This is a genomic window from Spirillospora sp. CA-128828, from assembly GCF_050945415.1.
GTDB lineage: Bacteria > Actinomycetota > Actinomycetes > Streptosporangiales > Streptosporangiaceae > Spirillospora.
Map to the genome: position 1 here is coordinate 5,264,748 of NZ_CP191986.1, position 16,302 is coordinate 5,281,049.

Here is a 16,302-nt window from a genome sequence, read left to right on the forward strand (position 1 = left end):
CCATAGCCTCGATCTATGTTCGACTTAGCGCAGCTTGGCGCCTCGCTCGACGGTGAGTTGGTCAGCCCTGGCTCATCGGGCTATGAGACGGTCCGCCGTCCCGCCAACGCCGCCTACCGTGACGTGCGGCCCCGGCTCGTGGTCCTGTGCCGCTCGGTTTCGGACGTCGTCGGCGCCATGGAGTACGCGGCGGCCACCGGCGTCCGAATCGTCCCCCGGGGCGGAGGGCACTGCTTCGCGGGCCGATCGTCGACGGACGGGATCGTGCTCGACATGTCCGGCCTCGACCGGATCAGCGTGTCCGACGACGGGATCGCGACGATCGGCGCCGGTGCCCGCTTAGGGCGGGTGTATGCCGCGCTGCACGCGTACGGGCGGACCATTCCGGCCGGGTGCGGGGACACCGTGGGCATCACGGGGCTCACGCTCGGCGGCGGGATCGGTCTGCTCGGCCGCAAGCACGGGCTGACCTGCGATCGCCTTGTCGGTGCACAGGTCGTGCTCCCCGACCGGAGCGTCGTGGATTGCGACCGCGACCACGAACCGGACCTGTTCTGGGCTCTGCGCGGCGCGGGCGGCGGCCAGTTCGCTGTGGTCACGTCGCTGCGGTTCGACACCGTGCCGGAGCCGATGACCACCCGTATCGAGGCGCAGTGGTCCGGCATCGCCGTGGAGAGACTGGTCACCGCCTGGCAGGACTGGGCACCGGTGGCGCCCGACGACGTCACCGTCAACCTCACCCTCGTGGCCGACCCGGGCGAACCCGTCCAGGCAACCCTCTTCGGCGCCTCGACCCTCGCGGAAGAGCCGACCCGGGAGTTGCTGCAGGAGTTCACCGATCAGGCGGGTATGGCCTCCACGACCGAGTTGCACGCGGACCTGCAGTACCACCGGCTGAAGCTCGCCTTGGCCGACCCGCCGGAACAGTCCGAACTCGTGGTGCGGACCCGGTCGGAGTTCTTCTCCCACGCGATGGCCGACCGCACGCTCGCGTCGCTCCTGGCCGGGCTCGGCGCCCCGAGGACCTCGGGCCGACGACGGCTCACGTTCATCGCGATGGGTGGCGCCTACAACCGGCTCGCGGAGGACGCCACCGCGTTCGCCCACCGCAGCGAGCGCTTCCTTCTCGAACACCTCGCCGGGCCGGATGATCCCTGGGTCGACGATTCCTGGGCGACCGCCCACACAGAGGGGTCGGGGCGTGTCTACCCCAACTTCCCCGACCCCGCGCTCGACGACTGGGCCGTGGCGTACTACGCGGGCAACCACCCCCGGCTGGCAGCGGTCAAGAACGCCTACGACCCGCACCGGTTCTTCGACTTCCCCCAAGCAATCTGATCAATAGCGGAGGAGAGATATGAGCAAGGTCTTCAGCGCCCACGCCGTCTCCGTCGACGGCTACATCAGCGGTCGAACACCCGACGGCGACAAGGAGTTCGGACGCGGTCTCGGGGACGCGCCCATGCTCTTCGACTGGTACTTCGACGGGGACACGCCGAGCCGGCTGTTCGACGGATTCAAGCTGAGCGAGCCGAGTGCCCGGGTGTTCGACGCCGCGGCGGCCCGGGTGGGTGCGGTGGTGTCAGGACGCACCACCTATGAGCATTCCGGCCATTGGGGAGGCGGCGGCCCCCACCCGACGGCGCGGCTCTTCGTCCTCAGCCACCGGCCGGCGCCCGAGATCAGCGAGGAGCAGACGCTCGTCACCACCGGCATCGAGGACGCCGTCGCGGCCGCCCGCGAGGCCGCCGGCGGCAAGGACGTCGCCCTCATGGGCGGCGGCGTGCTGACCTCCGCGCTGGAAGCGGGCCTCGTCGACGAGGTGATCCTGCACCAGGTGCCCGTTCTGCTGGGCGCCGGCCGCAGCTTCTTCCAGGAGCTCCCCGAGCACGTGAACCTCCGTCTGCTGGAGGCCGTCCCGGCTCCCGGCGTGACCCACCTCCGCTACGAGGTGGTCCGATGATCCTCGTCACCGGAGGGCTGGGCATGATCGGCGCGCACACCGCCCGCGCGCTCGTCGACCTCGGAGAGGAGGTCGTCGTCACCACGCACCGCCGGGCCGAGGTCCCGTCGTTCCTCGCCGGCCGGGTCACCGTGGAACCCCTCGACGTCACCGACCGGGACGCCTTCCTCGCCCTCGCCGCTCGCCACGACATCAGCGACATCGTCCACCTCGCCGGCTCCATCCCCGGCAAGGACCCGGTCCGCTACTTCCGCACGGACACGACCGGCCTGCTCAACGCACTGGATGCCGCGCACGCCTGGGGCGTCCGCAGGTTCGCCGTCGCCAGCAGCCTCGGCGTGTACGCCGGCCGGACCGAGACCCGCTGGCACGAGGACCTCGCGCTGCCCACCGCGGAGTTGCCGCACCTGATCGTCGCCTTCAAGAAGGCCGTCGAGCCGTTCACCACGCACAGCCTCCAGGGCAGCGGCGTCCAGCCGGTCGCGCGATCGCCCTCCTGATGACCGCGGGCACCCTGCGGCACGACACCTACAACGTCTCGAGCGGACGGCCGGTCACCAACCGCGACATCGCGGACGCCCTGGAGGCGGTCACCCCGGGCCTACGGCTCGACCTCCTGCCCGGACGGCAGAACGGCCCCGGCAACGACCCCTATCTGGACACCACCCGGCTCACCCACGAAACCGGCTTCACGCCGAACTTCGACGTCTCCGCAGCGGTCGCCGACTACATCACCTGGCGTGCCGACAACCCCCGCTAAGGAGCATCGAGTCCGCTCTTCAAACCGTTCTTGCGCCGAGCCGCCTGCTGATTGGAGACGCAGCATGGCCCGGCGCCGGGCTGATCAGACACGCGGCAGGTTCCATGCTTCTCGGAACCTGGTGAGAATGGCGCGACAGCTCGATGGTGACACGCTCAGTTCCCGGCGAGCGGCGGCCAGTTCCTCGAATGAGGCCGGGGACACTGTGAAACTCACGTTCTGGGCACGCCCCAGCTCGAAGACGCCGTCCTCGAAGACCTCAATGATCGTCAGGCAGAAGAGCGCGACGCCGGAAAGCTGGATCAGGATGGTCCCGACAGGGTCGGCCTCCGAGGCATCGGGCGGCGGGCTCACCTCAAGGCGCGCGAGCTCGTACAGTCGCGGCAGGACACGGGTCATATCGCACGGCACCGTAAGGCGCATGTCCCGTAGCATGCTTCGCAGGAAGTCGAAAACGCCACCGAGATCAGCGGCCGGGCTGTGGGAGGACAGCTGGGTACGGATTCCGATCAAGGTTTCGGTCATCTCTTCCTTGACCAGGGCGGCAGCGAGGCCGTCCAACCGAGGAAAGGTTCGTCCGTACTTCTTCTCCGCAAGGTTGATTTCAACGAGGCGGCGTGTCACGCGAATCAGTTCTCTGGGAACGCCGCCGGAGAGAGAATGGGCGAGGTAGGCGAAGGAGTCCGTGAATCCGGGCACCCGCCGCAGCAGGAGCCGACGGGACTCGGCCAGGTAGAGGGGTTCGATGACGACGACATCATCGAACGCGTTCTCAAAGATGGAACGGCCGGCGACCGCCCGGCGCGCGAACACGGAACCGACCTCTTCCGCGATGGAGACGATGTAGAAGCAGTTCCTGATCCCGAAAACCGCTTTGATCTCGCTGATGAAGCGCTCGGCCTTCTCGACCGACCCCATGCGGTCGACCTCGTCGATCGTGATGATGACCGGCGGCCCCGCCGTGCCGGCATCCTTGGTGATCTCCTCCACGAAGTCCCGGAAATTTCGGACGAGTTCGGGGAAGGACCATGGAAGGTACTTGAGCGAGTCGCCCTTGGACAGCCCCATCGTGGCGCCGTGGATCCCGGGCAGGCCGGCGTTGAGCCCCCAGGTGGTGGTTCGCTCGACCTGCAGCCGCAGCAGATGTTCGCGCGCTCGGGTGACCATGCGCGGCTCGGCGTGCCAGCGCAGATGCCTCCAGATACGGAGCCGTGGCCACACGATGACCGCGGCGACCAGCAATCCCAACTGACATGCCCAGCCGTAGTCCCTCCAGAAGTCCGGCCACTGTTCCAGCCATTCATCCAGGCGGCTGTCGATCTTTGCCTGAAGCGGGTCGATCATCTCCTTCACGCCGACCCGGGCGGTCCAGACGACAAAGAGGACCAAGGCCAGGGCTAGCGCGGCGCGAAACAGCGTCCAGAGCCCATCGCGGATCACTCGCATCGTCCTCTTGCGCAGGATGAAGCGGTGCGCGGCGGTCCGGTCCACGGTGTGCCCCTGGGCGGTGATGTACGCTTCACACAAGCGCTGGAACAGTTCGACCAGGAAGTCACGGGGCGTGTATTCGGCCGGGGCGGCCACCCCGACGGCGAGGGGCGCCCGGGACGAACCGCTCCCGGTGCTCTTGCAGATGAGCCGTAGCAAGGTCGTCTTGCCGGCACCGCGCGGCCCGGCGATCGCGATACTGCCGCCGTCGATCCGGTTGAGCGTCCGGAAGACTCTGCTCTGGGAACGGGTATCGACGGCCAGCCGCAGATCGTGCAGCCGCTTCAACCCTTGGGAATTCTGCTCGACCAGCAACTTGTCCTGGTCCTCACCCAGAAAATCGTTTATCACCTGAGTGCTCAGCGGTATGAGCACTGTTTCGAAGGCGTCGTCCAGCCAGGCGCTTCTGAGTTCGTCGCGTCTGTGCTTTTCCTGACCCGCAAGGCGGATCAGCGCAAGGACCTGCTTGATGTCCATCAACTCTTGCCTGGTCTCAGGCTTGGCGATACCGACTCCGCCGACGAACGAGATCAGGAAGATGGAGAAACTTAACACGGGTTGAAATCTCAGGCCATCGAGGTGCTCATAAGTCGTGCCCACGGGGAACACCGTCAGCATGGTGATCAGCGAGCCGGAGACGATGTGTTTGCGTGGGACCTGTCCGATGAGGGCGGCCCAAAGCGTCCACCCGCCGCAAACGGCGAAGAGCGCGGTGAAGACTGCGATGGACACGTAGGTAAACTGTTGGTCATCCGGCTTTCGAATCTCGCTGAGGACCAAGATGATCACTGCGGCCGCGGCCGTGAGGAGCAGCACGGTCTTCGCATTCAGGACGCGCCGCTCCATGATCCCGTCTATGCGCTGACGGAGGGATACGGCCTGCTCCAGGGAACGCGTGTATTCGTTGTAGCTGTCGAGCTGCTTGGCCGGCTCGAACACACCACGCCTCATGACCTCTTTACGGGTTTCCTCGAAATCCACATGGCGCTTGACGTAGGTGGCGAGTCGCGGATCCTCTAGGCAGTTGCGGACACGCGAAGCCAACTCTGTCGCGTCTTCGAGTTCCTGCGGCGTCGACTCCGCCGCAGTTTCGGTTTCCTGCTCGGCCACCATGGCGCCAATGATGCCGCGCAGATTCCGCGATAGGGATGGAGTGACCGGAATGCGCCACCCGACTGTGTGGCACTGACCGGGTGTGGTCTGTCTCCTTCAATTCCACTCCGTGTTTCCCCGGTTCGCGGTGATGGCGTCCTCGATCGGCGGAGCCCGCCTATTCCGCGGACGTCACTTCGGCTGCACCTTGATCTCCAGGGCGGGCACACCCCGCACCATCTCGCCTCGGTGCCCCCCGAGGACTGCCCGACGTTCGCCCTGCGGCGGAAGGTGGCCGGACCGCCCCGGAAGTCGACCGTCTTGTTGATGACATGCGTCTGCTTCACCATGCTGCCCCCCGGTATCACCACCTCGTGGGTGACGTTCATGCGCAGGAGCTGCTTCCCGTCGGCCTGAAAGAACTGCTCGCCGCCGAGGTAGACCTTCTTGGACGGGATCGGGGCGCGGTAGGTCGCCTCGATCTTGCTGACGTGGGCGCTGGTGGCGGTCACGTTGTCGACGTAGAAGACCGCGACCATCGTCCACGCCTTGCCCTGGAGGCAGGTCTCCTGCCCTTCGAAGCTCGCGTACAACTCGTCGCTCTGGTGGGTGAGCGTTTCGTTCTTGCGTTTGTCGCTATGGGCGAAGTACGTCGTCCCGGCGAGCTTTTCCGGTGAGCCGCCGCGGCTCCCGGTCGCGCCCGTCCGGGTGCGCGTCCGGGGGCGTGCCGCGCCCGCCGAGCCGCCTGCCGGGTCGTCCGGCGCGTCATCGCCGGACACCTGGACGAGGCCCTTGTCGTCCGAGACCTTCTGCACCGCACCGGTACTGTGTCCACCGGTGGCATAAAGACCGCCGACGGCCGCCACCGCCCCCATCGTTCCCGCTGCAGCGACGATCGCCACCTTTTTCATTTCGCACCTCGTTTCCGGATTCGCATTGAACGAATCCGTTCGCCGACATGCCGGGAACGTTATTTCGGACGAGAATGCCGGAACCAGGGCCCTAGGACCAACGCGCCGTGCGCCGGCCCCAACAAATCGTTCCAGGCGCCGGCGTGCTTTGGGCGGTTCAGGCGGAGACGAAGCGGGTGGGTTCGGTGAGCGCGGTCAGGGCGCCGTCCACGTCGGCGAGGCGGGCGGCGAGCGTGGCGGTGGCGAGCCGGGCGGGAAGGGCCTCGTTGAACTTCAGGCCGCGCAGGGCGCGTTCGTCGATGTCGGGGAGGCAGAGGCGCTCGGCCGCGTCGGCGGTGCCCGCCTTCCACATGGCGGGGGTGAGGTCGGGGCGCAGCCGGACCCATTCGTTCTCGAAGCGCTGTTTCTGGTCGGTGAGTCCGGCGAGGGTGGCGGTGAGAACGGCGTTGGCGCGGAACCCTGCCCACGTCCACCAGCGGACATCGTCGCCAGTGCGGGTGATGACGGCACCGCCGGGGTGCACGGTCGCGGTGTTGGCGTCGCGGGTCCTGGAGAGGTAGCGGACGGCGCGTTCGGTGAGCGCGACGGGGGGGTCGGCGCCGAGAAGGACCTCGCGGCAGGCCCGGGTGAGGGCGAAGCCGGAGCCGCTGAAGGCGGTCCCGTTCCAGCGGGCCTTGCCAGGACGGTCGGATGGTTCGACGTAGCAGCGGCGGCGTTTCCAGTCGATCCAGGTGACCTGCCAGCTGTGCCCGGCCAGCAGGAGGATGCGGGGACCGTCGACTCGTTCGGTGAGGAGCATCGGGTCGGTCCGGCCGATCTCCTGGCGACCCGACAGGACGGTGAACTCGGGCGGTGCGGTGAAGACGGCCGTCATGCCCATGAAGTGGCGGCGGCCGAACTTCGCCTCGGCCGCCGGGCCGATGAACAGGAATTCGCCGTCCTGTTCGACGAAGCCGTGGTCGACGAGATGGCGGACGATGGGCTCGGCACTGCGGTCGAAAGGCGGCAGCCCGTTCCAGTTCTCGACCCACAGGCGGTTTCCGATTTTGTGCTCTTGGAGGCAGAGGGCGAGGATCTGCTGCGCGACGATATGGCGTGGTTCCGGGGGCGGCTGCACCGGTTCGACATATCCGCGGCTCCACAGCAGGGTGAGGGCGGCGGCCGAGAGCAGGGCGTCCTCGTTGAGGGTGAGGAAAAGGCAGTTGCGGGACGTTCCGGCGCGTCTGCCGGTGCGGCCGATGCGCTGCAGGAAGGCGGCGACGGTCGGCGGGCAGTTGATCTGGATGACGCGGTCCAGGTCGCCGACGTCGATGCCGAGTTCCAGGGTGCTGGTCGAGACGATGACGCAGTCGCGTGCCTCGGCGAACGCCTCTTCCGCGCGACGGCGTTCGTCCAGGGAAAGGGACGCGTGGGACAGGAACGTGGTGACACCGCGGGCGCGGAGCGCGGCGCCGAGTTCTTCGACGAGTTGCCGGGAGTCACAGAAGACGAGCCTTTTCTCGCCTTGGTGGAGAGCGGCGATGACGGTGGCCGCGTTCGCGACCGAGCCCACGTAGTCGAGTTCCGTCGAGATCTCCGCGGCCGATGAGGCCGGGGGGGCGATGACGCGCGCGGGGCGGTCGCCGGAGCCTTGCAGCCAGCGCAGCAGCTCCTCCGGGTTGCCGACCGTGGCGGAAAGGCCGACCCGCTGGATGGGGCGGCGCGCCAGCCGGGTCAGGCGTTCCAGGACGGCCAGCAGGTGCCACCCCCGGTCGTCGCCCGCGAACGCGTGCACCTCGTCCACCACGATCGCGCGGACGTCGGCGAAGAAGCGCGAATGGTCGACCTTGGCGCTGAGAAGCATCGCCTCCAGCGATTCGGGTGTGGTGAGGAGAACGTCCGGGGGGTCGCTGAGGATGCGCTGCCGGGCCGCGGCACCGACGTCGCCGTGCCAGAGCGCGGCGCGGCGGCCGATCCAGCCGGTGTAGGTCTCCAGCCGCGGCAGCAGATTGTTGAGCAGCGCCTTGAGCGGGCAGACGTAGAGAACGGACAGGCCCGTCCATCCGTGGGCGTCCATCGCCGACAGCAGCGGAAAGGCCGCAGCCTCGGTCTTGCCGCCCGCGGTGGGGGCGAGCAGAACGGCGTCGGTGCCGTCCAGCAACGGCTGGACGGCCTCCTCCTGAAGGGGGCGCAGGGAACGCCAGCCGAGCGTGTTGACGATGTGGTGCACCAGGACCGGCGAAAGGTTCACGGAAGGTCCAGGTGAACGTCGCCGGCCGCGTTGCGTTCGGCCTCGGTCAGCTCATTGGACGAGACGGTGAGCGCGTAGTCGCGGCGCGGGTCGAAGTCGGGGAATTCGTCCACGCGGTCGAGAACGTCGGCGACGAGTTTGCGGAGGAAGACGCGGGGGGCGACGCCGACCTTTCCGCCGAGTCCGCCGGTGACGGCCGCGGCGAGGTCGGCGATATAGGGGTCGTCGACCTTCTCCGGGACGCGTGCGGAGGCCCCGGCCGCGTACAGGTCCCGGACGTTGCGCCCTAGTTCGCCGAGTTTCGGCAGGTCGAAGCCCGTCAGCCGGAGCTGGACGGCACGCGGCGAGTCGAACCGCGGGTCGGTGGTGAAGTCCGTCGCGAGCCGCTGCGCGAGCGGGGCGAGCCGCTGGACGCCCTGCCGCCCGTCGAAGAACGCCGGCGTGCCGGTGATGACGAGGAACAGGCCGGGGAAACGTCCGCCGTCGATCTCGTCGAGCAGTTGCCGCAGCGCGTTCAGTCCCTTCTCGCGGACGTCGCCGCGCACTCGCTGCAGCGTCTCGGTCTCGTCGAGGACGACGAGGAGCCCCGGGTGCCCGCAGTCGCGCAGCACCGTGAGAAGTCCCTGCAGGAAGCCCAGCGCGCCGAAGTGGTCGAGGTCGCCGCGGACGCCGGCGGCCCGCCGTGCCGCCGCGGACACCGACCGCTGCCCGCCGAGCCAGGCGATGAGCGCTTCGGCGGTGGCGGTGTCGCCGTCCTCGCGGGCCTTGCGGTAGCCGCGCAGCGCGGCGGCGAACGCGGGCGTGGTCCGCGCCACGGACGCGAGCCGGCGCTCCATCAGCTCGTCGACCGCGCGGGCCAGGCCGGGCGCGTCGTCTTCGGCGGCCTCGCCCGCGTCGAGCACCTCTTCTTCGAGGGTGTAGAACCACAGGTCGACGATGGGACGCAGCGCCCCGGCGGGGTGGGTGGCGGTGGTGAGCCGTTCGGTGAGCCGCCGGTACACGGTTTCGAGGCGGTGCAGCGGCGTCTCGGTCTCGGAGATCTGGATCTCGGCGGCGGCGAGCCCCGCGCGTTTGGCGCGCTCCCCCAGCCAGCGGGCGAAGAACGTCTTGCCGGCCCCGTACTCGCCGCGGATCGCGTGGAACGCCGAGCCGCCCTTCCCGACGGCGGCGATCTGGTCGTCCAGCGCGCCCGCGAACCGGTCGAGGCCGACGGCGAACAGGTCGAGCCCGGCGCGCGGGACGGTGCCGCGCCGCAGCGCGTCGATGACCTCCCGGCGCCGGACGGCGCTGACCTGCGTCATTCCTCCACCCCGAACTGTTCGCGCAGCAATTCGACTTCGAGTTTGACGGTTCCGCCGGAGTCGATCAGCCCGAGCACGGGGTAGCCCTCGACGTTGAGGAGGCGTTGCAGGGCGTTGATGAACAGGTCGGCGTCGCGGGGGGCGCGTCCTCCGGCGGCGGCCGCGGCGGCACCGACGGCCGCCGTCGACAGGTGCCCGCCCGCGTCGGCGAGGGCGTCGATGACGGCGGCGACCTGCCGCGCGTCGGGCGCCTTGCGCAGGTACCTGCGCTGGTCGGTGTAAACGGTCGAGCCGGTGACCTGGATGCCGAGCTTCTCGGCGGGCTCGTCGACCGTGAAAAGCGTCTCGTCTTGTTTCGGCTGTTTGCGTGCCTTGGCCGGGGCGGGCGGCGGCGCGGGGGCGGGCCGGGCCGTCCACCATGGCGGGACGGTGTCCTCGGGCGGCAGGATCGTCCAGCCCTTGGGAACGAGATCCGCTGACGGGACGACGGTCAGCACCGGGACGGTCATCTCGGCGAGGCTCGCGCCACCGTGGTAGCCGGCCTTGCGGGGCGTGTACCGGATGTCCTCCCGCCATGGGGCGACGACCCGGCCGCCGCCCTCACGCACGCGTGGCCCGGTCAGCTCTATCTCCCCGTCGGACGGGTTCCCGGTGTGCCAGCGCGCGGCCCCGGCGCCTTCGACGGCGCGTAGCGCGTCCGGTCCGCCCCGCTCCAGGACGTGTCCGTGGTCGGACACCAGGACCACCGGCCGTTTGTAGTCGCGGGCCGTGTTGAGCAGGTCGGTGAGGAACGTGATGTCGGCGAGGCGCCACCCGGTCCGGTCGCCTTCCCGGTCGTGGTCGAGCGCGTCGTCGATCGTGTTGAGGACGACCCCGACGACCCCTTCTTTGGCGAGCGCGTCGAGGAGCGGCTGCGCGAGCCGCTGCCCCGGCCCACCCGGAATACCCGACTTGTGGAACAGGGCGGCCTCCCGGCGGTGCCGTTTCCAGAAGGCGGCGAACCCGGTGCTCTCGGTGTCCTGCCCGCCCGCGGCCGGGGCCCCGCACAGCAGCGACGCGCGGCTCACCCGCGTGACGGACGGGATCATCGCGACGGCCGCACGCCGCGCGCCGGGCGTGGCGGTGATCTCCAGCCACCGTCCGCCGCGCGACAGTTCCTCGCCGAGCTGGGCGGCGACGGAGCCGCTCATCCCGTCCAGGACGATCACGAGCGGCGCGGTCTCGCCGGCCAGCGGCCGGACGATCCGGTCGAGGACCGACTCCACGAGCAGGGCGCCGTCCGCACCGCCCTGCAGACGGCCGGCGAACGCCTCGTCCAGCACGGCCCGCTGCGCCTGCGCACGCTCGAACAGCGTCCGGTACGCCTGACCGAGGACGGGGTCGTGCCCGGGGTCACCGCCCCACAGCACGGTGAGCGCCCGGTCCGCCCACCCCCACTCGGCCACGTGCCGCGCGACCCCCGCGGCGACGGAGTCCACGGGCACGGTGCCGGAGTCGAGCCAGCGGCGCACCCGAGCGGCCATCGCGGCGACCTCGCACCGGTCGGCGAACAGATCGGCGAGGCGGTGGTCGGTGACGGCGTCGAGGGCCTCGTCGGCGGCGCGCGGCGATGCGGCGAGCGCGGCCGCGAAGGACCGCAGCCGGGCGTCCAGGCCGGACGGCAGGAACGGGTCGCCGGCGAGCGCGCTGCCGAGCCCGGCGGACGTGGCCAGCTCGTCCGCCCTGTCCAGAACGGCCATGACGCGGTCGCGGGCGGCCTGGTGACCGCGCCGCTCCGACGTGACCTCGCCGATCCAGCGTGCGAGCGTCCCCTGCACGGCCGACGCGAACGCGGCCAGTTCGTCCCGGTCGCTCGAAACGCCGGCGAACAGTCCGCCGACGGCGAGCGCCGCCTCGGGTGCCCGGTCCGGGGCGGTGAGGACGGCGGCGACCACGCCGAGTGCCATCGCGTCCTCGCCCCGGCCCGACTCGACCAGCCCGAGGAGCACCCCGGCCGCGTCGCCGACGTTGAGCCGCAGCCACGCCGCGAGGCCGTCCCGCTCGTCGGCGGCCAGCCCGGCGAACCGGGCGGCCGCACCCGGCGCACGGGACCAGGCGAGCAGGGCGTCGGCGTCCAGGTCGCGGTATCCGGAGACTCCGGAGAGGTCGAGCCGGGCCTCGACGAGCGCGTGCACGGCGGCGTCCCGGGTGAGCACGGTGCCGCCGCCGCGCCGCCACGCCGCTCCGGCCGGGTGGAGCCGCCACCCGTCGGACGGTTCGGCGTCCAGCAGGGCGTCCACCAGCCACGGCTCCTGCCTGATGCGGGGGTCGAGGTCGGCGGCGCCGAACCGCTGCTTGACGATCTCCGCCCGGTCGACGCTGAGCGAGCGGCGGCCGAGCGCGTGCCCGCGCAGGTCGGCGCCGAGCTGGTGGTCGTCGACGCCGGTGGTGACGACGAGGATCGCGTCGGACGCGTCCGCGATGTGCTCCTCCCACGCGTCGATCACCCCGAGGACGGACGTCTGGTCGCTGACCCGGACCCGCCGGTTCCGCTCCCCGAACCGGACGCTGAACTCGGCCGGAGCGCCGTCCCGGTAGCGGCCGTGCACGAGCACCAGCCCGGCCTCGCCGCGGCGGGGCAGCTCGATGTCGAGCAGCGCCTCCAGGACGCGCCGGTCGATGACGGGCGGGGCGCTCACCTGGCGTCGTCCGCGTCAGCGCGCTGCCAGGCGATGTCGATGGCGGCGCCCGGATTGGCCTGCGCGAACGCCCGGATCTCGGTGACGGCCTCGGTCAGCGTCCGCTCCAGCTCGCCGGGTTCGGCACGCTTGCGTCCCCTTCGCGGGCCGGGTGCCGCGGGCGGGACGGCCGGCGGGGCGGGGACCACGGGCGTGGCCGGGACGGCGGGCGAGCCATGGTCGGTCAGGCTCACCTGGCCGGGCCCGGCCGGTGCGGGATCCTCCGGCGGCGGCGCGGGGGTCTGCCGGCTCGCCTCGGTCAGCAGCGCGACGGCGCGTTCGCCCGCACCGTCCAGCACCGGCGGCAGGGCGGTGACGAACTCGTGCGACCCGGCCGCGTCGGCGATGTCGCCGATGAGCCGGGCGGCCTGGTCGCCGAGGGCGTCGCCGCGTCCGGCGAGCCCGCGGACGCCGTCGAGCATCGTCCACTGGACGCCGTCCAGGGCTCGCAGCACGGCGGGGGCGGAGACGAGCGCCGACCCGAGCACCTCGTCGCCGGCCTCGTAGGACGCGTCCGCGAGGGCCTGCACGAGCGGGGTGTTCTGCTGCCGGACCGACGCGAGCCGCGCGAGCAGGTCGGCGGCGTCGCGGGCGGAGCGGCGGCGCGGGCAGCCGGGGTCGTCGATGCCGAGCGCGGCCGCGTGCACCTCCAGGGCGCGCCGGACGTCGTTGACCGGCCCCTCCAGCTCCGCCGCCCGGCCTCGCACCTCGTCGGCGAGCCTCCGCAGGTTCCGGCTGGAAAGGATCTCCGGCACCGCGATGCCGAACAGCCTGGCGGCGCGGTCGCGGGCCGCCGCGTACTGCTCCTCGGACGGTTTCGGCTGGTCGCGCAGCGCCCACCCGCCGCCGATGGCCTCCAGTCCGGGGAACTGCTCGGGCTTGCCGCCGTTCAGCACCCAGTCCCGGTCGGCGAGCAGCGCGTACACGGCGATGATCAGGCTGGAGACGGGTTTGTCCAGGCCCGTCCAGCCGTACTCGGCGATCCACTGGCGGATCTCCTCGACCGGGTAGTCGCCGCCGGCCTTGCCGTGCCGTTCGGCGAGCTGCTCGATCCGCCGCCGCCACTCGGTGGAGACGTTCAGCGGCCCGTCGTGGACCTCACCGAGTTCCAGCGGGTGCACGATGCGCTTGAGCAGGCCGAGTTTGTCGCGGTCAACGACGGTCCGGCCCGAGCGGTCCTCCATCGCCTTGGTGATCCACGCCAGGACGGGCCTCAGCTCGCCGTTCGTCACGGCCTTGCGCGTTCTGGTCAGGTCCAGGTCGGGATGCTTGGGGTAGATCCGGCTGTAGAGATCGTCGGACAGGGCGAGCATGTTGTGCTCGAACCCGGCGCCGCCGAGCAGCCGGGGCCGGTCGAGGCCGGGCCGCAGCGGCAGGACGTGCTGCCCGTCCCGCACCTCGGCCGACACGTTCCCCTCGTCCCCTCCGGAGATCCCGTAGAGCTGCTGCAGCAGCGCGGTGAGCTGCGAGTCGAGGTTGTCGGCCTGCGCCTGGAGCTGGTGCCGGACGCGGATGCGCTGGTCGGACGCCAGATGGGTGGCGTAGTCGTCCAGCCGGTCCCGTTCCAGCAGGTAGCGGATCTTCAGCAGCCGGCCGAGCTGGTTCGACTTCTGCGTGGACAGGTGGTCGGGCAGCCACACGAGTGCGTCGGCCTCGAATCCGTCGCGTCGCATCCCGTCGACCCGCGCGGCGTCGTCGCTCGGGTACTTGTCGTGCACGTCGAACGGGTAGTCCAGGACGAACCGGATGCGTCCCTCCACCGACGGCCGGAACTGCTCGTCCGGCAGCGCGGCGCGGTCGCGGACGTTCTCGAACACGAACTCGACGGTGCGCCTGCTCCCCCGCCACACGATCTCCCGCTCGGACACGAACGCGCCCGTGTCGCGGACCTTCAGCAGCTCCCACAGCCTGTTCTTCACCCAGATGCGGCGGGCGCCGAGGTTGTCCTGCTGCCCGACCTGCTCCAGCAGCGGCTCCACGTCCAGGTCGGACAGGTGCAGGGTGAACACGGGGTCGCGGTCGCCGTCCGCGCGGATCTCCCCGAACCCGGCGGCGATCAGCTCGCGCAGCCGGTTGCCGACGACGCTGCCGGGCGACACGGCCCGCGACCTGATCGACCCCAGGTTCAGCGCGGCGAGCCGCGCCCCTGTGAGCCTGCTCAGCGCGGTCACCTGCGGGGCGAGCGCGGACAGGATCAGCGTCTTGACGATCCGGTCGTCGGCGCGGAACCGGTCGTCGTCCTCCGACCCGTACTTGTCCCGCAGATGGGCCCGGACCTTGGTGTGGAACGTCCGGGCGTTGTCGGCCTCGGTCTTCAGATGGTCGGTGAACGCCTCTCCGACGTCGTGGCCCAGCACGTCCCACAGGTCGCCGAGCGGGATCAGCTGCCCGAGCCGCATGTCGTCGCGTCGCCGCGACAGCATCATGTTGAGCAGCTTCAGGCCCGTTCGTTCCCGCTGCAGCGCCCCGGACAGCGCGACGAGCACGTTCAGCAGCGCCGGTGACAGCGGATACACGGCGCGGAAGTCGCTCCAGTTCGCCTGGGTGGCGCCGTGCGCGTCCAGCAGCGCGTCCTTCACCGCCGGGTTGGACGACTCGATCTTCGCGAACGCCTCGTCCAGCGCCGGCTTCATGGCGTCCTTGGGGCGCAGGATGCGGCGCTTGATGATCTCGGGGAGGTTGGTGTCCTCCAGCTGGACGACCTTGAACCGCGCGGCGAGGTACTCGACCTGCGCCTCCAGGTTCTTCACGTCCGCGCCGACGACGTCCTCGCCGACGAGCTGCGACAGGTTCCGCTGCCGGGAGATGAAGGAGATGATCGGCACCGGCCGGTCGGCCTCGCCGGACTCGATCAGCTTGACGAGCTTGCCGACCTCGTTGTTCACCTTCTCCTGGTTGGACATGTGGGCCTGGAGCCAGAGGATCAGCTCGTCCAGGAAAAGGATCAGCCCGCTGTAACCGTGCTGCTGCGCGTGCCGGCTCATCGCCGCGAGCCCGTTCTCCAGCGGCAGGTAGGCGTTCGCCGCGCCCCGCGCCCCGTACGCGTAGGACGAGAAGGGGCCGTCGAGCAGCGCGGACTCCAGCGCCGTCCGCAGGGGATCCCCGGCGGGCGCGCCGAGCGCCCGGTCGAGATCGGCGCTGCTCCACCCGGACGCCGAGTCCAGGTTGGGCAGATCGTCATCGGGTTCCTGGACGGGCGCGTTCTCGTCGTTCAGCCATTCGGCGAACTTGGCGTCGCCCTTGAGGAACTCCCGCTGCCTGCGCGCGTCGGCCAGCATCGCGTCCGACCGGTAGACGGGCGGGCTCGACATCCCCTGCTTCCGCGCCTCCGCCGCGTACCCGCCGAGGATCGCCGAGTCGAGGTCGGTGACGCCGACCAGGTGGAAGGGGACCATCATGAACCGCTGCCCGCGCAGCCACGCGTCATGGTCGGCGATGACGCCCTGCAGTTCGTTCTTGCGCCGCGCCGCCGGCTGGTTCTCCAGGACGGCGTGCAGGACGGTCATGAAGTGGCTCTTACCGGACCCGAACGACCCGTGGAGATACGCCGCGTTCGACTTCTCACCGAGCACCGACGCCTTCACCAGATTCAGCGACTCCCGGAACGCCCGCTCCAGGCTCGGCGTGACGACGTACTCCTCGATCCGCTGCTCGGCCTCGTCGAACCCGCCGGTCAGCTCGACCTTGTAGTCCCCGGCGAGGACCTCTTCGGGAATGTCCAGCACGTCCCGCAGGTAAAGCTCCGCCACCCCACGACTCCCCTCGGCTCCCCGGCGCGTCCCCGACCCTTGAGACGCGCCTCAAAGATAGTCCTCTCCGTCCCTTTCAGGTGCGGTGACG

10 protein-coding genes are annotated in these 16,302 nt (G+C 70.4%); 4 read left to right on the forward strand and 6 right to left on the reverse strand.

What is annotated here, in order from left to right; genetic code table 11:
- Positions 1-15: 15 nt before the first annotated feature.
- The 4 genes from ACQPXG_RS25805 to ACQPXG_RS25820 are packed head-to-tail and all read left to right on the forward strand — an operon-like array spanning position 16 to position 2,723.
- Positions 16-1,338, forward strand: a complete 1,323-nt coding sequence (locus ACQPXG_RS25805; protein ID WP_433461690.1) for an FAD-binding oxidoreductase — start codon at positions 16-18, stop codon at positions 1,336-1,338.
- 19 nt (positions 1,339-1,357) lie between these two features.
- A complete protein-coding gene (locus ACQPXG_RS25810) occupies positions 1,358-1,963 on the forward strand; it encodes a dihydrofolate reductase family protein (protein WP_433461691.1) in 606 nt (201 codons plus the stop codon).
- Complete coding sequence (locus ACQPXG_RS25815; RefSeq protein WP_433461692.1) at positions 1,960-2,463, forward strand: NAD-dependent epimerase/dehydratase family protein; 504 nt, start codon at positions 1,960-1,962, stop codon at positions 2,461-2,463. The genes ACQPXG_RS25810 and ACQPXG_RS25815 overlap by 4 nt, the downstream gene beginning before the upstream one ends.
- Positions 2,463-2,723, forward strand: a complete 261-nt coding sequence (locus ACQPXG_RS25820) for a hypothetical protein (RefSeq protein WP_433461693.1) — start codon at positions 2,463-2,465, stop codon at positions 2,721-2,723. The genes ACQPXG_RS25815 and ACQPXG_RS25820 overlap by 1 nt, the downstream gene beginning before the upstream one ends.
- 84 nt (positions 2,724-2,807) lie before the next feature.
- On the opposite strand, the gene ACQPXG_RS25825 is transcribed toward ACQPXG_RS25820, so the two are convergent.
- From ACQPXG_RS25825 to ACQPXG_RS25850, 6 genes are all read right to left on the reverse strand, one after another.
- Positions 2,808-5,324, reverse strand: a complete 2,517-nt coding sequence (locus ACQPXG_RS25825; protein ID WP_433461694.1) for a hypothetical protein — start codon at positions 5,322-5,324, stop codon at positions 2,808-2,810.
- Positions 5,228-6,214 carry a hypothetical protein gene (locus tag ACQPXG_RS25830; RefSeq protein ID WP_433461695.1) on the reverse strand — a complete coding sequence of 329 codons (987 nt, stop codon included), beginning with the start codon at positions 6,212-6,214 and terminating at the stop codon, positions 5,228-5,230. Before ACQPXG_RS25830 ends, ACQPXG_RS25825 begins: the two co-directional genes overlap by 97 nt.
- Positions 6,215-6,371: 157 nt before the next feature.
- Positions 6,372-8,444, reverse strand: coding sequence for a DEAD/DEAH box helicase (locus ACQPXG_RS25835; protein WP_433461696.1), 2,073 nt, complete (start codon positions 8,442-8,444; stop codon positions 6,372-6,374).
- On the reverse strand, positions 8,441-9,745 hold the full coding sequence (gene brxD, locus ACQPXG_RS25840) for a BREX system ATP-binding protein BrxD (protein ID WP_433461697.1): 1,305 nt from the start codon (positions 9,743-9,745) through the stop codon (positions 8,441-8,443). The genes ACQPXG_RS25835 and brxD overlap by 4 nt, the downstream gene beginning before the upstream one ends.
- Positions 9,742-12,423: a BREX-2 system phosphatase PglZ gene (gene pglZ / locus ACQPXG_RS25845; RefSeq protein ID WP_433461698.1), complete on the reverse strand. Its 2,682-nt coding sequence runs from the start codon at positions 12,421-12,423 to the stop codon at positions 9,742-9,744. The genes brxD and pglZ overlap by 4 nt, the downstream gene beginning before the upstream one ends.
- Positions 12,420-16,211: a PglY protein gene (locus ACQPXG_RS25850; RefSeq protein WP_433461699.1), complete on the reverse strand. Its 3,792-nt coding sequence runs from the start codon at positions 16,209-16,211 to the stop codon at positions 12,420-12,422. Before ACQPXG_RS25850 ends, pglZ begins: the two co-directional genes overlap by 4 nt.
- Positions 16,212-16,302: the final 91 nt, after the last annotated feature.